General features: G+C 72.8%; 20 protein-coding genes and 1 tRNA gene. 8 read left to right on the forward strand and 13 right to left on the reverse strand.

Annotated features, from left to right (window positions below; translation table 11 throughout):
• Positions 1-75: 75 nt before the first annotated feature.
• From QJS33_RS23350 to QJS33_RS23380, 7 genes are all read right to left on the reverse strand, one after another.
• Positions 76-687: a DNA-3-methyladenine glycosylase I gene (locus QJS33_RS23350; protein ID WP_306370199.1), complete on the reverse strand. Its 612-nt coding sequence runs from the start codon at positions 685-687 to the stop codon at positions 76-78.
• A gap of 571 nt (positions 688-1,258) precedes the next feature.
• Positions 1,259-2,947, reverse strand: coding sequence for an ABC transporter ATP-binding protein (locus QJS33_RS23355; protein WP_306370237.1), 1,689 nt, complete (start codon positions 2,945-2,947; stop codon positions 1,259-1,261).
• A gap of 74 nt (positions 2,948-3,021) precedes the next feature.
• Positions 3,022-4,857, reverse strand: coding sequence for an ABC transporter ATP-binding protein (locus tag QJS33_RS23360; protein ID WP_306370200.1), 1,836 nt, complete (start codon positions 4,855-4,857; stop codon positions 3,022-3,024).
• 434 nt (positions 4,858-5,291) lie between these two features.
• Positions 5,292-5,918 carry a hypothetical protein gene (locus QJS33_RS23365; RefSeq protein ID WP_306370201.1) on the reverse strand — a complete coding sequence of 209 codons (627 nt, stop codon included), beginning with the start codon at positions 5,916-5,918 and terminating at the stop codon, positions 5,292-5,294.
• Complete coding sequence (locus QJS33_RS23370) at positions 5,915-6,535, reverse strand: hypothetical protein (protein WP_306370202.1); 621 nt, start codon at positions 6,533-6,535, stop codon at positions 5,915-5,917. Before QJS33_RS23370 ends, QJS33_RS23365 begins: the two co-directional genes overlap by 4 nt.
• Complete coding sequence (locus tag QJS33_RS23375) at positions 6,532-7,185, reverse strand: hypothetical protein (RefSeq protein ID WP_306370203.1); 654 nt, start codon at positions 7,183-7,185, stop codon at positions 6,532-6,534. The genes QJS33_RS23370 and QJS33_RS23375 overlap by 4 nt, the downstream gene beginning before the upstream one ends.
• A 222-nt stretch (positions 7,186-7,407) precedes the next feature.
• On the reverse strand, positions 7,408-8,391 hold the full coding sequence (locus tag QJS33_RS23380; protein ID WP_306370204.1) for a DUF5937 family protein: 984 nt from the start codon (positions 8,389-8,391) through the stop codon (positions 7,408-7,410).
• A gap of 80 nt (positions 8,392-8,471) precedes the next feature.
• Here QJS33_RS23380 and QJS33_RS23385 point away from each other — a divergent pair, with 80 nt between their 5' ends.
• Entirely contained in the window at positions 8,472-9,701 is a 1,230-nt protein-coding gene (locus QJS33_RS23385; protein ID WP_306370205.1) for an MFS transporter, read from the forward strand.
• Positions 9,702-9,752: 51 nt separating this feature from the next.
• Here QJS33_RS23385 and QJS33_RS23390 read toward each other — a convergent pair whose 3' ends face one another.
• Positions 9,753-10,325, reverse strand: coding sequence for a TetR/AcrR family transcriptional regulator (locus QJS33_RS23390; RefSeq protein WP_306370206.1), 573 nt, complete (start codon positions 10,323-10,325; stop codon positions 9,753-9,755).
• A gap of 109 nt (positions 10,326-10,434) precedes the next feature.
• Here QJS33_RS23390 and QJS33_RS23395 point away from each other — a divergent pair, with 109 nt between their 5' ends.
• Positions 10,435-10,872: a DoxX family protein gene (locus tag QJS33_RS23395; protein WP_306370207.1), complete on the forward strand. Its 438-nt coding sequence runs from the start codon at positions 10,435-10,437 to the stop codon at positions 10,870-10,872.
• 52 nt (positions 10,873-10,924) lie between these two features.
• Here QJS33_RS23395 and QJS33_RS23400 read toward each other — a convergent pair whose 3' ends face one another.
• Complete coding sequence (locus tag QJS33_RS23400) at positions 10,925-11,383, reverse strand: MarR family winged helix-turn-helix transcriptional regulator (protein WP_306370208.1); 459 nt, start codon at positions 11,381-11,383, stop codon at positions 10,925-10,927.
• A gap of 135 nt (positions 11,384-11,518) precedes the next feature.
• Between QJS33_RS23400 and QJS33_RS23405 the strand changes: the two genes are divergently transcribed.
• The gene (locus QJS33_RS23405; protein WP_306370209.1) at positions 11,519-12,970 is read left to right on the forward strand and encodes an MFS transporter; all 1,452 of its coding nucleotides are present in this window, start codon (positions 11,519-11,521) and stop codon (positions 12,968-12,970) included.
• A 71-nt stretch (positions 12,971-13,041) separates the two neighbouring features.
• On the opposite strand, the gene QJS33_RS23410 is transcribed toward QJS33_RS23405, so the two are convergent.
• Complete coding sequence (locus QJS33_RS23410) at positions 13,042-13,398, reverse strand: helix-turn-helix domain-containing protein (RefSeq protein WP_306370210.1); 357 nt, start codon at positions 13,396-13,398, stop codon at positions 13,042-13,044.
• Positions 13,399-13,479: 81 nt separating this feature from the next.
• Between QJS33_RS23410 and QJS33_RS23415 the strand changes: the two genes are divergently transcribed.
• From QJS33_RS23415 to QJS33_RS23435, 5 genes are read left to right on the forward strand one after another with little or no spacing between them, the layout of a single operon-like run.
• Complete coding sequence (locus QJS33_RS23415; RefSeq protein ID WP_306370211.1) at positions 13,480-13,929, forward strand: hypothetical protein; 450 nt, start codon at positions 13,480-13,482, stop codon at positions 13,927-13,929.
• Between the two features lie 29 nt (positions 13,930-13,958).
• Positions 13,959-15,176, forward strand: coding sequence for an acyl-CoA dehydrogenase family protein (locus QJS33_RS23420; RefSeq protein WP_306370212.1), 1,218 nt, complete (start codon positions 13,959-13,961; stop codon positions 15,174-15,176).
• Complete coding sequence (locus QJS33_RS23425) at positions 15,173-15,997, forward strand: hypothetical protein (RefSeq protein WP_306370213.1); 825 nt, start codon at positions 15,173-15,175, stop codon at positions 15,995-15,997. Before QJS33_RS23420 ends, QJS33_RS23425 begins: the two co-directional genes overlap by 4 nt.
• Positions 15,990-16,931: a ThiF family adenylyltransferase gene (locus QJS33_RS23430; protein ID WP_306370214.1), complete on the forward strand. Its 942-nt coding sequence runs from the start codon at positions 15,990-15,992 to the stop codon at positions 16,929-16,931. Before QJS33_RS23425 ends, QJS33_RS23430 begins: the two co-directional genes overlap by 8 nt.
• An 11-nt stretch (positions 16,932-16,942) precedes the next feature.
• Positions 16,943-17,986: a TauD/TfdA family dioxygenase gene (locus QJS33_RS23435; RefSeq protein ID WP_306370215.1), complete on the forward strand. Its 1,044-nt coding sequence runs from the start codon at positions 16,943-16,945 to the stop codon at positions 17,984-17,986.
• 287 nt (positions 17,987-18,273) lie between these two features.
• Here the strand turns inward: QJS33_RS23435 and QJS33_RS23440 are convergent, their stop codons facing one another.
• The 3 genes from QJS33_RS23440 to QJS33_RS23450 form a co-directional block, all read right to left on the reverse strand.
• Positions 18,274-18,747, reverse strand: coding sequence for a hypothetical protein (locus QJS33_RS23440; protein WP_306370216.1), 474 nt, complete (start codon positions 18,745-18,747; stop codon positions 18,274-18,276).
• A gap of 133 nt (positions 18,748-18,880) precedes the next feature.
• A tRNA-Ser gene (locus QJS33_RS23445) sits at positions 18,881-18,969 on the reverse strand.
• 65 nt (positions 18,970-19,034) lie between these two features.
• Complete coding sequence (locus QJS33_RS23450) at positions 19,035-19,934, reverse strand: helix-turn-helix transcriptional regulator (RefSeq protein WP_306370217.1); 900 nt, start codon at positions 19,932-19,934, stop codon at positions 19,035-19,037.
• Positions 19,935-19,955: the final 21 nt, after the last annotated feature.

Below are 19,955 nucleotides of genomic sequence, written 5' to 3' on the forward strand. Positions count from 1 at the left end.
GTTCCCCCTCCGCGGTGCGCGGGTGGACCAGCGGGTCGGCGGGCTTCGCGGCAGCCGCCCGGCGGCGTGGGCCGATCAGCCGGAGGTCGCGGCGGCGGGTGACCCGTCGGTCGCCCCGTCGGCGGCCCCCGGCTTGGCGGGGCAGCCCACCAGGTGGTCGTCGACGACTCCCGTGGACTGGAGGTAGGAGTAGACGATGGTGGTGCCCACGAACGAGAACCCGCGCTTCTTCAGGTCCTTGCTCACCCGGTCCGACAGCGGTGTGCTCGCCGGGACCTCGGCGGGTTCGGTGAAGTGGTTGACCAGCGGCACACCCTCGGTCCAGGACCACAGGTAGTCGGCGAAGGTGCCGTACTCCTCGCGCACCCGCAGGAACGCCCGGGCGTTGCGGGCCAGCGAGGCGACCTTGAGCCGGTTGCGGATGATGCCGGGCTCGGCCAGCAGCTTCTTCTCCCGCTCCTCGTCGTAGGCGGCGACCGCCGTGTAGTCGAACCCGTCCAGCAGCGCGCGGTAGTTCGCGCGCTTGTTGAGCACCGTGGCCCAGGAGAGCCCCGCCTGCGCCCCTTCCAGCACCAGCATCTCGAACAGGTGGGTGTCGTCGTGGGACGGGCGGCCCCACTCCCGGTCGTGGTAGGCGGTCATCGACTCGGACGCGTTCCGCGCCCAGGCACAGCGCCGGTCGGTCATGGATGCTCCCTACGTCGTGGGGCGGCGGATCGGTGGCGCCCGCGGGCCATGGTGCCACCTCCCGCCGACCGTCGCCCCGGCCGCCCGCGTCACCGCCGCCGGGTACACCGTCACCTGGGACGGCCTGTTCCCCGGGTACCGCCGCTGCTACGTCCACACCCCCCTCGGCAACCGCCTGGAGTTCCCCTCACCCGTCGCTCCTCGGGACCGGCCCCCTCCCCGCACGTCTCCTCACCCGTGCCCGGGCACCACCGGAGGCCGGTGGGCCCCGACCGGTGCGACCACCGGCCCGTGCCCGGGAGACGACCCCGCCGGTGTCGCGGACCCCGACCGGTTCGCGACCCGCGCCGAGCCCCCGGCCGTTCCGGCGGTCCGGGGCGCCCCGGACACCGAGGCGCCCCGGACCGGTGTCCGTCGCCCGGTCCGTTCCCGTCTTACGGCCCGGTGCCCGGATCGTCGTCCGATCCGTCCCTCCCGCCATCCGACATGTCCCCTGTCCTGCGGCCCGGTTCCCGGATCGCCGTCGGTGTCCGGTCGGCAGGCAGGCCGGTTCCTGTGGGGGAACCGGCCCTCACCCCGTTCGGTCGCCGTGCCAGGAGCGCCACAGTGCCGCATAGGGACCGTCGGCGTCGACCAGCTCGTCGTGCGAACCCAGTTCGGTGATCCGCCCGTCCTCCACCACGGCGATCCGGTCGGCGTCGTGCGCGGTGTGCAACCGGTGCGCGATCGCGATCACCGTCCGCCCCTCCAGCACCGCCGCCAGAGAGCGCTCCGCCTGCCGGGCCGTGGTCGGGTCCAACAGCGAGGTCGCCTCGTCCAGGACCACCGTGTGCGGGTCGGCCAGCACCACCCGCGCCAACGCCACCTGCTGCGCCCGGGCGGGATCCAGCACGATCCCGCCCGGGCCCAGTGGTGTGTCCAGCCCTCGCGGCAGTGCCGCCGCCCAGCCGGCGTCCACCGCCTCCAGCGCCGCCGCGAGAGCGGCGTCGTCCGCCTCCTCGGCGGCGATCTCCAGGTTCTCCCGCAGCGTCCCGGCGAACACGTGGTGCTCCTGGCTCACCAGCACGATCCGCTCGCGCAGCTCCCGCGTCCCCAGGTCCGTGACCGGCACCCCGCCCACCAGCACCAGCCCCGAACGCGGCGCGTCCGCCCCCGCCAGCAACCGGCCCAGCGTGCTCTTGCCCGCACCCGACGGGCCCACGATCGCCCACCGCTCGCCCGGCCGCACCGACAGCGTGATCCCGCGCAGCACGTCCCGCCCGTCCACGTAGGCGTAGTGGACGTCGCGGACCTCGATGCGGTCGTCCGCGGCCACCGGGCCCGGCGGTGGCGGCTCCACGGCCACCGACCCCACCCCGAACACCCGGGCGAACGACGCCCCACTGCGCTGGAGCAACTCGATCCAGACCATGATCCAACCGGCGCTGTCCTGTACCCGCAGCATGTACAGGCAGCAGGTGACCACCACCCCGAGCGCCACCCGGCCGTCCAGGTACAGCAGCCCGCCCACCAGCAGCACCACCACCGCGGGCAGCGAGAACGCGATGTCCGTGACCGGGTACAGCACCGACCTCAGGTACAGGGTGCGCCGTCGTGCCCGGTACACCTCCACCGCGTCCCGGTCCGCCGCCGCGACCCGCAGCCCGCCCAGTGCGAACGCCTCCACGGTGCGGCCGCCCTGCACGGTCGCCGTCACCCCCTCCACCGCAGCGGAGCCGGCCGCGCCCTCCGCGAGGTACGCCTCCCGGGACCGGCGCAGGTACCAGTGCACCACCAGCCAGGCCGGTGGCACCCCCAGCAGCACCACCGCCCCCAGCAGCGGGCTGAGCCAGAACACCGCGGCGAGCAGGAACAGGATGCGCAGCGACGACGGCACGATGTCGGGCACCGCCGTCCGCAGCGTCGCCCCGGCGGTGGCGACGTCCGCCGTCACACGTGTGGTGAGATCGCCGGTGCCGGACCGCTCGACCACGCGGGTGGGCAGCGCCAGCACCCGATCGACGAACTCCTCCCGCAGCCGGGCCAGCGCCCGTTCCCCGAACCGGAACGCGCTCAGCTTGGCGTACCGGTTGAGCACCAGGGTCGCCAGCGCGCACGCCACGGCGGCCACCGCCAGCCCGTCCACCGCCGACACCGTCGCGGTGCCCGCCTCCAGCAGGTCCACGATCCGCCCCACCAGGTAGGGCGCGACCAGTCCGACCGCCGCGGCGGCGCAGGTGAGCAGCACCATCCGCAGCAGCGGACCGCGTTCGGCCGCCATCAGCCGCCGCAGCTCCCGCCGTACCGTCCCCCGCCCCGCCACCGGCAGCGCCGCCGTGTCCGGTCCCGCCCTGCTCACCGCTCCCCCTCCCCGTCAGGGAGCCGTTCCGGCCGGGCGCCGTCCGCCGCGGCCGCGTGGCCGTCGGCCCCGGACCCCTCTCCGCCGCCCGCACCGGCGCCGACCGCCGGTCCCGGCGGGGCAGCGGTGTGCCGCACGGCGTTCCGGGGGTCCTCCTCGTCGGCGCCGCGCAGGACCAGGGCCCGGTAGCCGGCGCACTCCGCCACCAGTTCCGCGTGGGTGCCCTCCGCGACCACCCGCCCGCCGACCAGGAACAGCACCCGGTCGGCGCGGTCCGCCACCAGCGGCGAGGAGGTGACGACCAGCGTGGCCCCGCCGCGCCGTTCGGCGCGCAGCCGCTCCGCGATCGCGGCCTCGGTGTGCGCGTCCACCGCTGAGGTGGGCTCCACCAGGATCAGCACCTCCGGGTCGGCCAGCACCGCTCGGGCCAGCCGCACCCGCTGCCGCTGCCCGCCCGACAGGTCGCGCCCCTGCGTCTCCACCGCCGAATCGAGCCCGTCCGGCAGCGCCTCGGCCACGTCCGTCGCGGCCGCGGTGTGCAGCGCCAGGTCGACCTCCACCTCGTCCCGCCCACCGTGTACGTCCACGACCTCCCGCAGGGTTCCGGCGAACAGGTACGCGTCGTTGTCGGACACCAGGATCCGTTCGCGCACCACCGCCGGGTCCACCTCCCGCAGCGGCACCCCGCCCCAGGTGGCCGCCGAGTCGACATATCCGCCCAGCCGGTCCGCCACCAGGGCCGACGCGTCCGGGTCCGCGCCCACCAGAGCAGTCAGCGCCCCCGTCGGCACCCGCACCCCCGACTCCGGGTCGGCCAGCTCACCCGGCCCCGGCGGCGGTGGCACCTCCCCGCCCCCGTACCGATCCGGCCCGGTCCGCAGCAGCGCCAGCAACCGTGTCAGCGACACGTGCCCGGCGCTGAAGTCCGTCGCCACCTCCACCAGTTGGAACACCGGGACCACCAGCACCGCCACGTACCCGTACACCGCGACCGTCTCGCCCACGGTGAGCTCCCCGGACACCGCCAGCCGGGCCGCGATCCAGGTGACCACGGCGGTGAACACCAGTGGGGCGCACTGGCTGACCTCCTCGAACCAACTGGTCACCGCCCCCAGCCGGTACCCGTCGCGCACCAGCCCGCCGGAACGCTCGCGGTACCGCCGCGCGAACCTCTCCTTGCCGCCGATCCCGCACAGCACCCGCAGTCCCGACACGATGTCGGCCGCCAGGGTGGTGACCTCACCCTCCCGGTCCCGGTAGGTGTTCTGCCGGTCGTGCATCCGCCGCAGCAGCGGGGCCAGCACCAGTGCCGTCACCGGCAGCCCGAGGAGCACCACCACCGCCAGGACCGGGGCGAACCCCCACAGGATCACCACCACGCCCACGCAGCCCAGTACGCTGCCGATCCCCGGACCGAACAGGGTGAGGATCTGTGAGATACGGCCCGCGTCCGCGGACTGCACCACCGAGAGGTCTCCGGACGAGGTGCCCCGCGACAGTGGCGCCCCCACCAGGGCGGCGTGCCGGGCCAGCACCCGTGTGCAGTGCAGGGAGGCGTGCGCCCGGACCATCGCCATGGTGCGGTGCCGCAGGATCGATGCGAGCGCGGTGAACACCAGCACCCCGGCGAACACCCCGGTCCACCCCAGCAGCGCGGCCCGGTCCCCGGCCCGCAGCCCCTCGTCCACAGCCTGGGAGAGGAGGTAGGGCGGGACCAGCAGGCCGACCATCCACACGATGCCCCAGAAGGAGCCGAGCGCGACCCGCCCGGGCTGCGCCCGCACCAGCCACCACAGGAACCGCACCGGCCCCCGGGTGTCGGGGGTGCCCACCCGCGCCAACGGCGGGCGAGGGCTTTTCGGAGGACAAGAACGGCCGGGAGGACCGGTCATGGGCCGTCGGGGGGATCGGACGTCGGTCTCCGCCACGGGCGCACCTCGTTCCAAGGGGGCTTTTTTCCATCAAAGCAGCACCCCCGGCCCGCCGTAAGGCACCCCGGGCTGCTGTGGACAACCCCGTTCACCGAGCCGGGAACGCCCCCCTTTTCCCGCCCCACCCTTCTCGAAGGTCACACCTTCACCAGGGGATATTTCCGTTCACGGAAAAGAGGAATCGGGCTCATCCCGTTTCGCTTCGTCGACCACTGTCCCCGTGCTCGGGGGAATGATCGCCGATCCCGACGGCGACACCGCTGGCGCGTACAGGCCGGACACCGAGCCGAAGGCCGCCACGGTCGCCCGATACGGGGCGATGTCATCCGCGCGGTTCACCGGTCCGCCTCAGGTGTCCGTCCCTCCCTTTCGGCCTCGCTCAGGGATTCCAGGAAGGCCTGAGCGTCCTTCCGCCCCCGTGCCGACAGCGGAAGCGCCACGGTCAGCAGGAACAGGAAGAAGGCGAACCCCAGGAGATTCGTCCACGGGACGGTGAGGACTCCGCCAGGCCAGGGAAAGCGCTCAAGGATCGCCCACGTGTTCGCGGCGAATCCGACCAGGAAACCGATGAGGGGGAGGCGCAGTGTCCACCACGGTGACTGCCGCAGGATGTTCCGCGCCGTGATCCGGGCCGTCTCGTCCACCAGAGGACCCCCGGTGGGTCGTCGCCTCCGTACAGCCCGGGAGGCGGCTCGCCGTGTTGCCATGGTCGCACCCGGGGGAGGGGGCAGGGTTCTGCCCACGGCCGACCGCATGAGCAGACCGAAACAGGCTCCGCTCGCCAGCGCCAGGACCGTGCAGGGCACCGCCTTCCACACCGTCGACATCCGCTGATCGGGCGGGGACCCGGCGTCCATGGCGGAGAACACCAGGAAGCAGAACAGCCCCGTGAGGAGCCCGAACATGCCCGCGCTCGTCCACAGGGCGCACATCCGCCTTCGTCGGGTCGGGGCGGGGGTCAAGGGCCCTCCTCGGGTTCGGGCGCATCGGCCGGGGACGACAGGGCCCGGGCCCGCCTCTTGCGGTGCTCGATCAGCGGCACCCCCACGGTCAGGTACAGGGCGGCCACGACGGCGACGGTCACGTGGAACACGGCGAAGGAGTACCTCCCGTCGGCGATGTTCAACCCGCCCGAGAGGGTGGAGACGGCCAACATGACCGCCGCGAGCAAGGCCTGCGCAGAGTGCCCCAGGGGAGCCGCCACGACCAGCCGCGCGTACCGCTCCGCCACCCGGTCGGTCTCCGCGTCCCCGCTGAGACGCCCCTCGCGGACCAGGCGCTGTGCTTTACGGAACCTCTCCCGGTCCCCGTCCACGGTCGCCTTCCGGACGTCTTGCTCCGTGCCCCACACGCTGGTGGCGGTGATCAGCCCGATGATCAGAACCCCGATCACCCACAGCACCGGCACCGGCACCCCGATCAGGTCATCGGCCAGCACCGTGACGAGTATCAACACGGGCACCGGACTCAGAGCCGCTCCGAGGATCGCCCCGTACACACGCGGGTGGTCCTGGGCGAACCACTGCACCGACAGCGGGAACAGGTGCCCGGGCAGCGGCCGGGGCGGAACGCCGCTCACCGGCCCACCCCGTACAGCTCGCGCAGCAGGGCCTCGTGGAATCCACGGAACTCCAGTGCCCTACGGCGCAGGAACACCAGCCGCCACGGCGCTGCGAATACGCACACGAAGACGAACAGTGTTCCGCTCCGGAGGAGCGCGAGAACCGAGTCACCCTCCAGGATGCCCCGCACCGGTCCAGAGCCCGACAAGAGGAACACGAGACCGACGAGGTAGGCCTGGAGGGGCAGCAGGATCCTCGCATCGAGGATGCCCCGGCGGATCAGATTCTCGGCAGCGATCCGGGCCACGTGGTCGGTCTCCGGGGCCCCGCCCACCATCCCGTTCCGGATGCGGCCCACCGCGGCACGGAACCGCGCGGTGCTCACCCCTGGGGGCAGATCCTCCGGACTCAGCCACGGAAGGGAGAAGAACATCAGCCCCATCGGAACGGACAGGGCCGACAGAGCGAACGAGGTTACCGTCTCGACGGTTTTCACCGTTTCCCACCCTGGCATGGAAGGCCCGAGGAAGGCGGGCATCTCCACGTTGTCGTAGTGGAGCCCGGTCGCGAAATGCAGAGTCCCGACCGCCACCCATACTCCGAGCAGGCAGTACGCGATGGTGGACCGCCGCCTGTACCACTTCTCGTAGGAGTCGGAGCCCGCCACGGGTGGGCACGCGTTCAGCGTCGTCAGGGGATGCGACAAGAGGATGTCCCTCCAGGCCCGAAGCGGGCGGCCGGGTCGGCGCCTCGACGCCATTCTAAGGAATCCGCGGTGGGAATTCCGTTCCGGTCTCCCGGATCACCCGAAGCCCATGGTCAAAGCACTGATCTCCGAATCCCTGTTTTCGGTTGACCCGGTAAACGGGCACCACCCCTTCCCATCCCCTCAGCCCGTCCCCACCCCCTGCACCAGTGCCTCCGCCGTCCCCGTGCGCGCGTACAGCACGTACCGCCCCGTCCGGTGCGCGCTCACCAGCCCCGCCCGCCGCAGCGCGTTCAGCGCCTCCGACACCGTGGCCACCGACCTCCCGGTCCGCCGCGCCAGGTCCCCCGTACCCGCCGGGCCCGTCAGCTCCACCAGCACCGCCGCCCGGGTCCGACCCAGCACCCCGGTCAGCGCCTGCGGCACCGACGTGGTCCGCCGCTCCCACAGGGTGCCCACACCCCGGGCGGGATAGCGCACGGTCGGCGGTGAGAACGGCGACACGATGTGCCAGATCGCCGGGTACGAGAACACCGACGGCGTCAGCACCAGCCCCCGCCCCTCCAGGTCCCGCGGCCCGTCCACCGCCTTGCTCGGCACCCGCAGCGTCCCCCCGTCCCACCGGATCGCCGGGTCCAGGTCCGCGAACGCGTGCCGCACCCCGCCCTCGGCCATCCGGCGGGCCCGGTACAGCAGGTCGCCCTCCAGCAGCGACAGCACCCGCGGCCAGTAGGGGGCGACCGCCACCTCCCAGTAGGCGGTGATCTCCTCGGCCAGGCGGCGCATCCCGCCGACCGGGTCGGCCAGCAGCCGCTCCACCTGCGGCCCCACGGGGGTGTCGGCGTCCGTCAGCGACTCCCGCACGAACTCCGGCGGCAGGGCGGCCAGCTCGGCCATCTCCACCTCCAGGTCGGGCAGCGCCACCCGGGGCACCGGGCACACCAGGGCGGGGATCACCCGCGCCTCGGGCGGCACCAGCTCGGCGAGCAGCGGCCACGACCGCTCCGCCGCCCGCACCCGGTCGGCCACCTCGGCCGCCCACACCCGGTGGACGGGGGCGGGGGAGCGCCGGGTCAGCTGCATCCGGGAGGCCACCGCCTCCCACACCGGCGACACCGCGAACCGGCTGCCGCCGATCTCCCCGGCTGCCAGCGTCAACTCGATCATGTCCGCCCATCCTCGGCCGCCGATTCGGAAATCCTCGAATCCATGGTGCCCGGTCCCCACTCGGCCCCACCATGCCGAACATGACCACGACGATCCCCGTCACCTCCGGCGGGCCCTTCGCCTCCGCCGGGTTCCGCCGTTTCTTCGCGGCCCGCACCCTCGCCGAATCCGGCACCGAGGTCGCCGCCTTCGCGCTCCCCCTCCTGGCCGTGCTCGTCCTGGACGCCGCCCCGGCCCAGGTGGGCCTGCTCGGCGCCCTCACCACTGCCGCCTACCTGCTGGTCGGCCTGCCCGCGGGGGTGTGGACCGACCGGCTGCGCCGCCGCCCGGTCCTCGTCGCCGGCCAGCTCCTGCACGGCCTGATCCTGCTGTCCATCCCGCTGGCCTGGTTCCTGGACGCGCTCACCCTCACCCAGCTGTACGTCTGCGCGCTGCTGGGCGGTGTCGCCTCCCTGTTCGCCCGGATCGCCCAACAGGGCCTGCTCCCGGCGATCGTGGGGCGCGACCGGCTGATGGCGGCCAACTCCGCGCTCGGCGGCCTGTCCTCGACGGCGCTCCTGGCGGGTCGGGGCGCGGGCGGCCACCTCGTCCAGCACCTGGGCGCCCCGCTCGTGATCCTCATCGACGGGATCTCCCAGCTCGTCTCGGGCCTGCTCACCCTCACCGTCCGGGTCCGCGAACCCGAACCCGCCACCGGTGCCCGCAGCCTGCGCACCGAGGTGGCCGAGGGGCTGCTGCACGTGTTCGGCCACCCGCGGCTGCGGTCGATGGCCCTGTCCGCGCTGCTGGTCAACCTGGGTCTGGGCGCGCTCGTGCTGATGACGCCCGTCCTGATCGTCACCGACCTGGGCCTGGCCGAGGGCCGGGTCGGGATGTTCTTCATGGTGGGCGCGGCGGGCGTGCTGCTGGGCTCGCTGGTCGCCGCCCGGGTGGAGGCCCGGCTGGGGCCGGGGCGCACCCTGCTGGGATGCGCGCTGATCGCCGCGGCGGGTGGCGCGGCGGTGCCGTTCCTCACCGCCGGGAACTTCTGGGCCGTCTCCGCGTTCTGGGCGCTGTCCCAGGCCGGGATCGGCGCGGTGAACGTCGTGCAGCTCACCCTGCGCCAGCGCTGGACCCCGGATCACCTGCTCGGCCGGATGACCGCGACCCTGCGGTTCATGATGACCGGCGCGCTCACCTTCTCCGGCCTCTACGCGGGTGCGGTCGCCCAGGCCTGGGGGGTGCGCGCCGCCCTTGTGGCGGGCGCCGTGATCCTCGCCCTGGGGTGGATTCCCTTGTCCCGCCCGTCGCCCTCCACCACCCACGACTGACGCCTGCGGCGCGGTACCCCCGTCCGGGCCGGCCCTCCGTGCCCGGGGAGGCTACCGGTTCCGGCCGAACAGCACCTCGATGACGGAGCGGGCGATCTCCTCCGGATCCCCGTCGGCGCTCTCGGGCAGGGCCCCGCTGAGCCACAGTTCGGCGAATCCGTGCGCGAACGTCCAGGCGCCGATGGTGGCCGCCCGGGCCCGGGCGGGATCGGTGGCCAGCGCGTCGCCGCTGGCGGCCAGCACGGCCCCGGCGCGTTCGCGCGCGGCCGACAGTTCGGGGTCGTCGAGCCGGTACAGCTCGGGGCGGAACATCACCTCGAAGTGGGGGCGGTGGGCGAGGGCGAAGCGGATGTAGGCCAGGCCGGTCTCCCGCGGGCCCTCGGTCGCCGCCTCCTCCAGTGCGTCGGCGAACAGCGCGAACCCCTCGGCGGCCACGGCGGTGAGCACCCCGGCCTTGTCGCCGAAGTGGTGGGCGGGGGCGGCGTGCGAGACGCCCGCGCGGCGGGCCAGCTCGCGCAGGCTCCACCCGGTCGGCCCGGACTCCCGGATGGCCTCCAGCGCGGCGTCGATGACGGCGCGCCGCAGGTCGCCGTGGTGATAGGTGCGCTCGGCGATCCGTCCCACCTCCCTGGTCCGAGGGTCTCCGAGGAGGCCCAGACTATCTTGCCATTGACAAGATTCAAGTCGAGGTGCAATCTTGTCAATGGAAAGATTCAAGGATCGGAGACTCCGCATGGCACCCCTCATCGCCCTCGTCGGCGGTACCGCGCTCCTGTGGCTCCTGGGCCTGGCGGGTGTGGAGGCGCTGGACTGGCAGACCTCGCTCCGGGGCGGACTGGCGCTGATGTTCACCCTCACCGGGGTGGTGCACTTCCTGCCGTCCCGGCGCCGCGACTTCGCCGAGATGGTCCCTCCGGCGCTCCCGTTCCCGTACGCGCTGGTCACCATCACCGGCGTGCTGGAACTCGCGGGGGCGGCCGCGCTGCTCTTCCCGCCCACCGCCCCGTACGCGGCGATCGGCCTCGCCCTGCTGATGATCGCCATGTTCCCGGCCAACGTCTCCGCGGCCCGCCGCGGCGTCACCCTGGCCGGAAAGCCCGCCACCCCGCTGCTGCCCCGCACGATCATGCAGGTCGTCTTCGTCGCCGCGGCCGTGCTCGCCGCTGTCTGAACACCCGGCCGGAACGCGGAAGGGCCCCGTCCGGGGCCCTTCCGCGTTCCGGTCACGCCTGTGTGCTCGCCGCCGTCAGCCGGGAGACCAGCGGCCTCTCGCGATGGATCCTCTCGAAGACCTCGACCAGCGTCTCGGAGGCGGAGAAGTAGACCCGGCGCCCCTTGCGGGTGAGCCGCAGCCGGAACGCCCGCCCGTCCCCGTCGACGCGGGTGCGCTCGACGAGTCCCTCGTTCTGCATCTGGGTGACGAGGCGGGAGATGCGCGGCTGGGAGCGGTCCACCGCCTTGCACACGGACGACAGCGGGGTCCAACCGCGGTTCCCGGCGAGGTGGGCCATGATCTCGTAGGCACTCACGCAGATGGCGTGCCGGTCGCTCAGGGTGGTCTCCAGTTCGGCGTTGACCGCCTCGACGGGACGGGCGACACCGAGCCAGCCCTCCAGTGCCCGCTCGGCGGCCGCCGCGGCGCCGATATCCGATTCGGCGTCGAGTCCGTCGTGTGAGGTCACGGCCGCTCCCTTCGTTCGGATCCGCTCTCAGGCCTTGCATTGTATGCCTTGGCATGTACTCTATCAAACACAAAAACATGTCCGGGCATATATCTTTTCAGGCCATGCCCGAACCGAGCGGAAAGGTCAGCCCCGATGACGGAGAAGACGCACCCGGAGGCCGTGGACGCCTCCCCGGACGCCCCGCCACCGATGAAGGCGCCGTGGTCGGCCCTGGCGATCGCGGGCATCGCCCAGATGCTCATCATGCTCGACTCGACCATCGTCAATGTCGCCCTGCCCTCGATCGGCCGCGATCTCCAGGCCGGGCCCATCGCGCTCCAGTGGACCGTCGGCGGCTACGTCCTCACCTACGGGGCGCTGCTGCTCTTCGGCGGCCGGCTGGCCGACACCATCGGTCGGCGCAACGCCTTCCTCGTGGGCCTCGCCGTGTTCGGGGCCGCCTCCCTGGCCTGCGGGGTGGCCGGGAGCGAACAGATCCTCGTCACCGCCCGCCTGGGCCAGGGCGTGGGCGCCGCGGTGTTGTCCGCTTCGGCGCTGTCGATCATCGTCGCCACCTACGGTCGCGTCCCCGCCCAGCTCAACACCGCTCTGACCGTGTGGAGCGGACTGGGGGTCATCGGCGCCACGGTCGGTGTCATCCTGGGCGGGCTCATCGTCGAGTCCCTGTCCTGGCGGTGGGCGTTCCTCATCAACATCCCGATCCTCCTGGCGGTACTGGTCGCCGCGCTCGCCCGACTCGCCCCGATGAAGGGCTCGGGCGACACGAGGATGCGCCTGCCGACCGCGGTCGTCGCCACCCTGGGCATCGGGCTGCTGTGCTTCGGGTTCATCCAGCTCCAGGAGGGACTGGGGGAGCCGTGGCCGTGGGTGGCGCTCGCCGCCTCGGTCGTGCTCATCGCCCTGCTCGTCCGCCACCAGGACCGCGCCCAGGACCCGCTGCTGCCGGTGTTCCTGCTGCGTGTCCGGGCCTACGCCTGGGCCGGGTTCGGCCTGCTACTGGCGGCGACGCTCATGCTCGGCGCCCTGTACCTGTCGAGCAACTACCTCCAGAACGCCCACGGGATGTCCCCGCTGGAGACGGGTTTCGCCCTGCTGCCGCTGTGCCTGGGCTCGCTGGTCTCGGCCTTCGCGATCCCCGCACTGGCGGCCCGGGTCGGCATGGCGCGGATCTACCTGGCCGGCGTCGTCGTGCAGCTGGCCGCGATCGCCGCCGTCATCGCCGCGACCGCTTCGGGCACCGGCAGCGCCGCGGCCGTGATCGGCGCGCTGGCGGTGTTCGGCCTCGGCCTGCCGACGATGTTCGTGCCGTTGTACACCTTCGGGTCGGCGCCGATCCCGGAGGCTCACGCCGGAGTCGGCTCGGGCCTGCTCAACACGTTCAACGAGGCCGGTGCCGGTGTCGGGCTGGCGATCGTCGCGCCGGTCTCCTCCGTGGTGATCGCCGCCGGCGTCGGTGCGGGGGCCACGGGGGCGGAGGCCGCCGCCGCGGGCGCGCACGCCGGTTTCCAGGTGCTGGCCGTGGTCTCGGTCCTGGCCGGCGCCACCGCGGTCGCGCTGTGGCGCGTCTCCCGGTCGGACGCCTGACCGGAGGCCGCCCAGGAGCGGGCCGCGGGCGGGGAGACCCGCCCGCGGCCCGCTTTCGTCGTTCCCGGCGCTCATCTGACGAGTTGCAGGGGATCGAAGTCGTTGTCGACCGACCATTTCCGCACCGGGTCCAGGGAATCGATCAGAGAACGCCCCAGCGGGGTGATCTCGTACATCACCCCGGGTGGTCGGGTGTCGACCACCTGACGGTCGATGAGTCCGGCGTTCTCCAGCGAGCGCAGGGTCATGGCCATCGTCTTGACGTGTCCGCAGCCGATCTCCCGCTGCAGCCGCCCGAACCTCATCGGCCGCGGGCGCAGGGTGAGCAGCACGGCGACCGCCCACTTCTTCGACATGAGACTGAGCAGCTCGTGCAGTGTTCTCCACTCCTCGCCGCTACTCCAGTCCTGATCTTCCTCTTCGGTCATCTCGCGCCCCCATGGATGTCCTTCTTGTCCCTTGGTGTCCCTTATGACACTAGGGATCCTGTTCGATATATACACGGTTGAATGTCTGATCTCAACTGCGTAAATATGTCTGGGCATGGAGTTTTAGAGCGAACGGAGTTCATTTTGTCCTCGCCTATTGACATCGCAGTCGAACGCATCCTCCGCCTCCCCGATATCCCGGCCGCCGTTGATTCCTACCGGGCGGTAGGGGTCACCACGAGGATCGTCCTGGACGGGGGTGCCCGGACGCTCTGGATCGACCCGGAGGGGACGGTGTCACCCGTCGGTGAAACGAACCCGACCATACCGGGCGGTAACAACGAAATGGCCGGAACCGACGGCTCTCGGTGGCCGGTTCCGGACATCACCGTCGAGCTCTCCGGTGAGGATCTGCTCGCCCTGGCCGACGGCCGGCTCACGGTCCTGCGCGCCATCACCGCGTCCCGGCTCGGTGCGCGCGGCCCGATCTTCGCCGCGATCGGCGTCGCCCACTCCTTCACCCGCCTGTGATCGCAACGAGCAACCCGAGGAGACCCGACATGACGATTTCGATCCGCCCCGACCTCGACGACCTGCACACCCTCCCCAAGGCGCACCGCGACCCGGTCCGGCTGCTCGGCGAGTTCGCCAGGGACCGCATCGCCCCGACCGCGGAGGCACGCGACCGCGCCCCGATCGGCACCGTGGACTGGGACCTCGTCACCGAGGCCCAGGACCTCGGCGGCCTCAGGATGGGCCTGCCCGAGGGGATGGGCGGCCTGGGCCTGGGAGCCGAGGCGCTCGGCCGCGTCCTAGAGGAGTTCGCCGCCGCCGATCCGGGGTTCGCCCTCATCCTCGGGGCGACGGGCCTGTTCCAGACCCCCCTCGTGCTCGCCGGTGACGAACGGCTCGCCGCCGAGTACCTCATGCCGTTCCTGGGCGACGAACCGCTCCTGGCCTGTAACGCCGTCGCCGAGGAGCTCAACGGCACCGATCTGGTGCTGGCGCAGAACGCCCCCTACGCCACCGATATGACGACCGCGACCGAGCGCGGCGACCACTACGTCCTGTCGGGGAAGAAGAAGTACATCACCAACGCGCCCGTCGCCCGCTACGCCACGGTGATGGCCAACATCGCCGGGCACCCGGGATCCACCGGTCTCACCTGCTTCGTGGTGGACCTCGCCTGGGACGGTGTCCAGCGAGGAGCCACCCACGACAAGGTCGGCTACCGTACCGCGCCCGCTGGGGAACTGGTCTTCAACGATGTCGAAGTCCCCAAGGAGAATGTGGTCGGCGACGTGCTCGGCGGCTGGGACCTCAACACCACCCAGGGCAACATCTGCCGGGTCACCTGCGCGGCGATCGCGACTGGGCTGGCGCGCCACTCGCTCGAACGCGCGCTGCGGTGGGTCACCGAGCGGCGCCAGAGCGGGCGGCTCCTGTTCGAGCACCAGATGACGGCCCGGAAGATCGCCGACATGGCCGCGGCCGTCGAGTCGGCCCGGGCCCTGTGGGTCAACGCGGCCCGGACCGTCGACACGACCCTCCCGGTCCCGGCTTACGAGCCCGCGATCGCGAAGATGGTCGCCGACAGGGCCGCGGTCGACAACGCCAACACCGCGATGTCCCTGATCGGAGCCCAGGCGTTCCAGCGCGACGACGAGATGGAGCGGATCCTGCGGGACAGCTTCGGGCCGCGGATCTACGAGGGCTCCCCCGAGGCCCTGGCCATGACGGTCACCGACCTCCTGTGCCTCGAGGATGAGCGGCGATGACCGCCCTCGCCCTCGAACGCCTGGCCGCCGCGGGCAGCGGGGTGGGTTTCGCCCGCGTGGAGCGGGCACTCACCGGAGAACCGGCCTACCTGGGATCCGGCCTCGACGGCAGCCTGACCCTGACGGTGCGCGGTGACCACTTGCCGACCCGCTACCGGGAGGCGCTGGGAGCGTTCCGCTTCGCCCAGTACCTGCGCCTGGGCTGGATCGACCCGCACCTGGCGGCCGCGGAGGGGCGGTACACCGACCGGCCCGCCCACGACCCGCGGCGCGACCTGCACACGCTGGTCATCGACCGCGCGGACGGCAGGCTGGCCGGATACGTGGGCCTGGCGCGGCCCGAGAGGTTCGGGCTTGAGGCCGACTACGACCTGCGGGTGGACGTCGAGCTCGCCCCGCAGACCCCGCGGGGGCACCTGTGGGAGGCGAAACGGCTCGTCCGGAGAGTGGGGATGGGTCACGGCCAACTGGCGCGCAATGCCCCGTGGTGGGCCCTGCTCGCGCTGACCCGCACCGTTACCGGACTCCGGGAGCGGGGCGAGCTCGCGGCGATGATCGGCGACGGGGCCCCGGACGGCAGTCCGGCCATGCTCGCCCTCCTGGATTACGACGTGCGCACGATCACCGCCCGGCCCCGGGCCGGGAACCGGACGGGACTGTACGGGCCGATGTGGCGCCAGGAGACCGCCGCGGTGCCCTTCCACGCCGTTCCCCACCCGCGGCAGGAACCGCTGCTGGAAGATCTGGAGCGGTTCCTCGCCCTGGGGCGCACGGGTTCGGTGCGCGAACTCCTGCGAGCGAAAGGACACCCCCATGCGTGATGTGACCACCGAGGCCGAGGCCCGCGCCCTGTCGGCCGACGACTTCTACCGGCACCTGGTCGCCCGCAACCGCGGACTGGTCCCGCCGGAGGAGCAGCGGGCCGTGCGCCGGTCCCGCATCCTGGTGGCCGGATGCGGTTCGATCGGCGGTGCGGCGGTCGAACCGATGGTGCGGATCGGATTCGAGAACCTGCACCTGGCGGACTCCGGCACCTACGAGCTCAACAACCTCAACCGGCAGCGGGCCTGGGTGCGCGATGTGGGGGAGAACAAGGCCTCCGTCGCGGCGCGCGTCGTCGGGGAGATCAACCCGCACGCCCGCGTCACGGTCACCACCGAGGGGATCACCGCCGCCAACGCCAATCCCCTCGTCGCCGGCGCCGATCTCATCGTCGACGGTGTCGACGTGACGACGATGTCCGGCCTGCGGGCCAAACTCGCCCTGCACGAGGCGGCGCTGGAGCACCGGCGCCCGCTCGTCACCGGATGGGACCTGGCCGGGATGCTCTGCGCGGAACACATCGACTACCGCCGGGAGCGGCGGATCTTCGGCGGCGCGATCACCCCGGCGGACCTGGACCGGCTCTCGGTCTGGGAGGCGATCGTGCGTATCGCCCCCATGCGCGCCATGCCCGCGGAGATGCTCGCCGAGCTCGCGGACAACCTGCACGACTCCGACTACAGCGTCCCCCAGCTGCCTGAGGCGGCGTGGCAGTTCGGGTCCCTGGCCTGCCACATGGCGCTCCGCATCGTCGCGGGACGCCCGATCCCCTCCCGGGTCGGCGTCGATGTCCACGCCCTGACCCGGCCGCTGCGGGAGCGGGTTCGCGACACCGTGGTCCGGCCCGTCCAGTACCTGAGGTTCGTCCGGGCGCTCGGACTGGCGAGCACCGTGCGCGCCACCGCCCCCCGCCCCCTGCTCCGACTCTCCTGAGGAGGCACGACATGACAACGATGATGACCGACGTACCGCCGCCCCTCGACTACCGGGACCCGCAGGACGTCATCCGGCTCACCGAGCACGAGACCTCGGCCGTGACCGCCGCCGCCCTTGACCTGTTCGGGCGGCACGGGCACCGGGACCTGCACGACGAGGCCCTGATCTACGACGTCGAGACGGCCGCCGGGCGCCTGCCCGCGCGGTTGCAGACCGCACTGCGACGCTTCCGCGACCACGGCAACCCGGACGGTGCGCTCGTGATCGACGGGTTGCCCGTCGAGGCGGGCGTGCCGACCCCCACCGGAGACGCCGCCGACCCGCCCTGGGCCCTGGTCCCGGTCACCACGTTCGCCCAGATGATGGTGATGAGTGTCCTGGGCCCCGTGGTCGCCTATCGGGACGAGAAGGAGGGCCGCCTCGTCCAGGACGTCTTCCCCCGGGTGGGGCAGGAGAAGCGGCAGGAGAACTCCGGTTCGGTGCTGCTCGAACTGCACACCGAGGACGGGTTCCTCGACCTGCCGCCCCACTTCCTGTCGCTGATCTGCATCCGGGGCGACCACGGGGGTGTGGCCGCGACCCTCGCCTGCGGTATCCGCCGGGTGCTGCCCGCCATCCCCGCGGACGTCGTCGAGGTCCTGCGCGGGGAGCGTTTCCGGATCGCGTTCTCGACCTCGTTCACCGGGGGAGAGGAGGATGTCTGGAGCCGCCCCGTTGCCGTGCTCACCGGGCCCGTGGGCCACCCCCACCTGACCGTCGACTTCCACGGCATGGTGGGACTCGACACCGAGGCCGAGCGGGCCCTGGACCGGCTGCGCGAGCTTTTCCTGGACGCCGCCGTCGGGGCCGTGCTCCGCCCGGGGCAGCTGATGGTCGTCGACAACCGGGTGGCCGTCCACGGCCGGACATCGTTCGTACCGCGCTACGACGGCACCGACCGGTGGCTGCGCAGGTGCTTCTCGGTGAGCGACCTGAGGCAGGCCCGCGGCCGGTTCGAGCACGGGCGGGCCCTGGTCAGCGGTGGCGAACGATACCGGCCCCCCGCTTCCTGACCCGTAGTGCGGAAAGCGGTGGAGGTCTCCGCGGGAGACCTCCACCGCTGCACCGGCCGATGTACCGGGAGCTGATCTTCGTCGGATGTCCGCGGGGGCCGCGGCAGGTTACCGTCCCCGGTATGCGCACTCCCCGGACTCCGCCCGGCCACGCGGCCCTGACCTGCGCGGCCGTGACGGTCCCGCTCGTCGCGGCGTGGCCTGACTGCTCCTGCCGCCGGTCCCGCTGCTGCTCACCGGCCGCCTGTCCGCGCCCCGCGGCCGCCGGGGCGGCGTGGCTGCTGTGGTCAGGCCAGCCCGTCGGCATGTGGATCACCGGCAGCGTCCTGGTGCTCTTCGTGGTACCGCTGCCCTGGATGGTGGGCCGCTACCTGCGCAGCGCGGGCGCCCTGGAGAAGGCGGGCTGGGAGCGGGCACGGATCCTGGAGCGCGAGGCCGCGATGGCCGCCGAGCGGGCCCGGCTGCCCGAACGCTCCCGGATCGCCGGGGAGCCGCACGACGCCGTCGGCCGCGAGTTGGGTCCGCCGTCCCTGCGCGCGGGCGCCCTGGAAACCGGCGGGCGGCCTGCCCGACCACCGCCGGGCCCAGGCCACCGGGCCGTGCGAGGCCGCGCGCCCCAGACGCAGGTCCACTCCGGCCACGGCGGTCACCGCGGCCCCGCCTCCACCGGACCTCTTCACGAGGACCGCCTCCAGGGCGGGCCTCCCACCGTCCACCGTGTCCACGGTCGCCTTCCCGTCGCCGTGTACGGGAAGGCCCACGCTGGGAACGGCCGAGACCGCGCCGACAGCGCCGACCCACGGGGCGCCACCCCGACGATCGTCGGGGCCGACGCGGGGTCCGGGCGCACAAAAAGCCCGGGGCCCCTCGTGAGAAGGGCCCCGGGCCGGTGCGCGGAGGATCGGGGATTTGAACCCCGGAAGGCGTTGCCACCTAACCGCATTAGCAGTGCGGCGCCATAGACCTGACTAGGCGAATCCTCCTGGCTGCCATAAGGGTACAGACACGGGGGCCCGCTGTGCAAAACGAAACCTCGGAGGGCTCGGTCTCACCGGCCCGCGGCCCCGGCCGGCCGGGCGGCGGGCAGCCGCACCGCGGCGCCCGGCGGGTCCTCCCGCAGCAGGTCGTGCAGGGCCCGCTCCGACGGGCTGCCCGGTGCCGCGCTGTAGGCGATGAGCCGCTGTCCCGGGCCGCCGGGGATCTGGAGGGTCTCGAAGGCCAGCTCCATGCGCCCCACCACCGGGTGGTCCATCCGCTTGGTCCCCGACGTGCAGGTCCGCACCGGGTGCCGGGCCCAGCGCTCGGCGAACTCCTCGCTCTGCACGGCGAGCTGGCCGACCAGTTCGGCGAGCCTGCGGTCGTCGGGGTGCCGTCCCGCGGCCAGCCGCAGCGAGGCCACCGCCAGCGTCGCCTCCTCCGGCCAGCGCTCCCCGTACAGGTCGCGCATGTGCTCCTCCAGGAACAGCATCCGGGTGAGGTTGGGGCGGTGCGCGGGCAGGTCGGTGTCCCCGAAGTCCAGGTGCCGCCCCAGCAGGGCGTGGCCGCGCTCGTTCCAGGCCAGGACATCGTTGCGGCGGTCCAGGATCAGCGCCGGGACCTGCGCCATCGCGGTGATCAGCTGGCGTGCCGATCCCCCCGCGTGCTCGGGCCGGGGCGGTGCGGGCCGTCCGGCGGGGGCGGCCAGGTCCATCAGGTGCGCGGTCTCGTCGTCGTCCAGGCGCAGGGCCCGCGCGATCGCGGTCAGGACCTCGCGCGACACCCGGGTGCCGCGCCCCTGCTCCAGCCGCGTGTAGTGGGTGACGCTCACCCCCGCGAGCAGGCACAGCTCCTCCCGCCGCAGCCCGGGCACCCGCCGGCGTTCGCCGTAGGGGGTCAGCCCCACGTCCTCGGGGCGCAGCGCCCCGCGGCGGGTCCGGAGGAAGTCACCGAGTTCGGATGCGCGGGGCATGGTCGTCCTCTCCGACGGTTC

The organism is Nocardiopsis sp. CC223A (genome assembly GCF_030766825.1).
In the GTDB taxonomy this organism is placed as follows: domain Bacteria; phylum Actinomycetota; class Actinomycetes; order Streptosporangiales; family Streptosporangiaceae; genus Nocardiopsis.

What these genes read in the sequence shown, in the direction of transcription:
- QJS33_RS23350 (WP_306370199.1), bottom strand. Translation starts at nt 687, where the DNA reads ATGACCGACCGGCGCTGTGCCTGGGCGCGGAACGCGTCCGAGTCGATG.
- QJS33_RS23355 (WP_306370237.1), bottom strand. Translation starts at nt 2,947, where the DNA reads ATGGCGGCCGAACGCGGTCCGCTGCTGCGGATGGTGCTGCTCACCTGC.
- QJS33_RS23380 (WP_306370204.1), bottom strand. Translation starts at nt 8,391, where the DNA reads ATGATCGAGTTGACGCTGGCAGCCGGGGAGATCGGCGGCAGCCGGTTC.
- QJS33_RS23385 (WP_306370205.1), top strand. Translation starts at nt 8,472, where the DNA reads ATGACCACGACGATCCCCGTCACCTCCGGCGGGCCCTTCGCCTCCGCC.
- QJS33_RS23395 (WP_306370207.1), top strand. Translation starts at nt 10,435, where the DNA reads ATGGCACCCCTCATCGCCCTCGTCGGCGGTACCGCGCTCCTGTGGCTC.
- QJS33_RS23405 (WP_306370209.1), top strand. Translation starts at nt 11,519, where the DNA reads ATGACGGAGAAGACGCACCCGGAGGCCGTGGACGCCTCCCCGGACGCC.
- QJS33_RS23410 (WP_306370210.1), bottom strand. Translation starts at nt 13,398, where the DNA reads ATGACCGAAGAGGAAGATCAGGACTGGAGTAGCGGCGAGGAGTGGAGA.
- QJS33_RS23415 (WP_306370211.1), top strand. Translation starts at nt 13,480, where the DNA reads ATGTCTGATCTCAACTGCGTAAATATGTCTGGGCATGGAGTTTTAGAG.
- QJS33_RS23420 (WP_306370212.1), top strand. Translation starts at nt 13,959, where the DNA reads ATGACGATTTCGATCCGCCCCGACCTCGACGACCTGCACACCCTCCCC.
- QJS33_RS23425 (WP_306370213.1), top strand. Translation starts at nt 15,173, where the DNA reads ATGACCGCCCTCGCCCTCGAACGCCTGGCCGCCGCGGGCAGCGGGGTG.
- QJS33_RS23430 (WP_306370214.1), top strand. Translation starts at nt 15,990, where the DNA reads ATGCGTGATGTGACCACCGAGGCCGAGGCCCGCGCCCTGTCGGCCGAC.
- QJS33_RS23435 (WP_306370215.1), top strand. Translation starts at nt 16,943, where the DNA reads ATGACAACGATGATGACCGACGTACCGCCGCCCCTCGACTACCGGGAC.
- QJS33_RS23450 (WP_306370217.1), bottom strand. Translation starts at nt 19,934, where the DNA reads ATGCCCCGCGCATCCGAACTCGGTGACTTCCTCCGGACCCGCCGCGGG.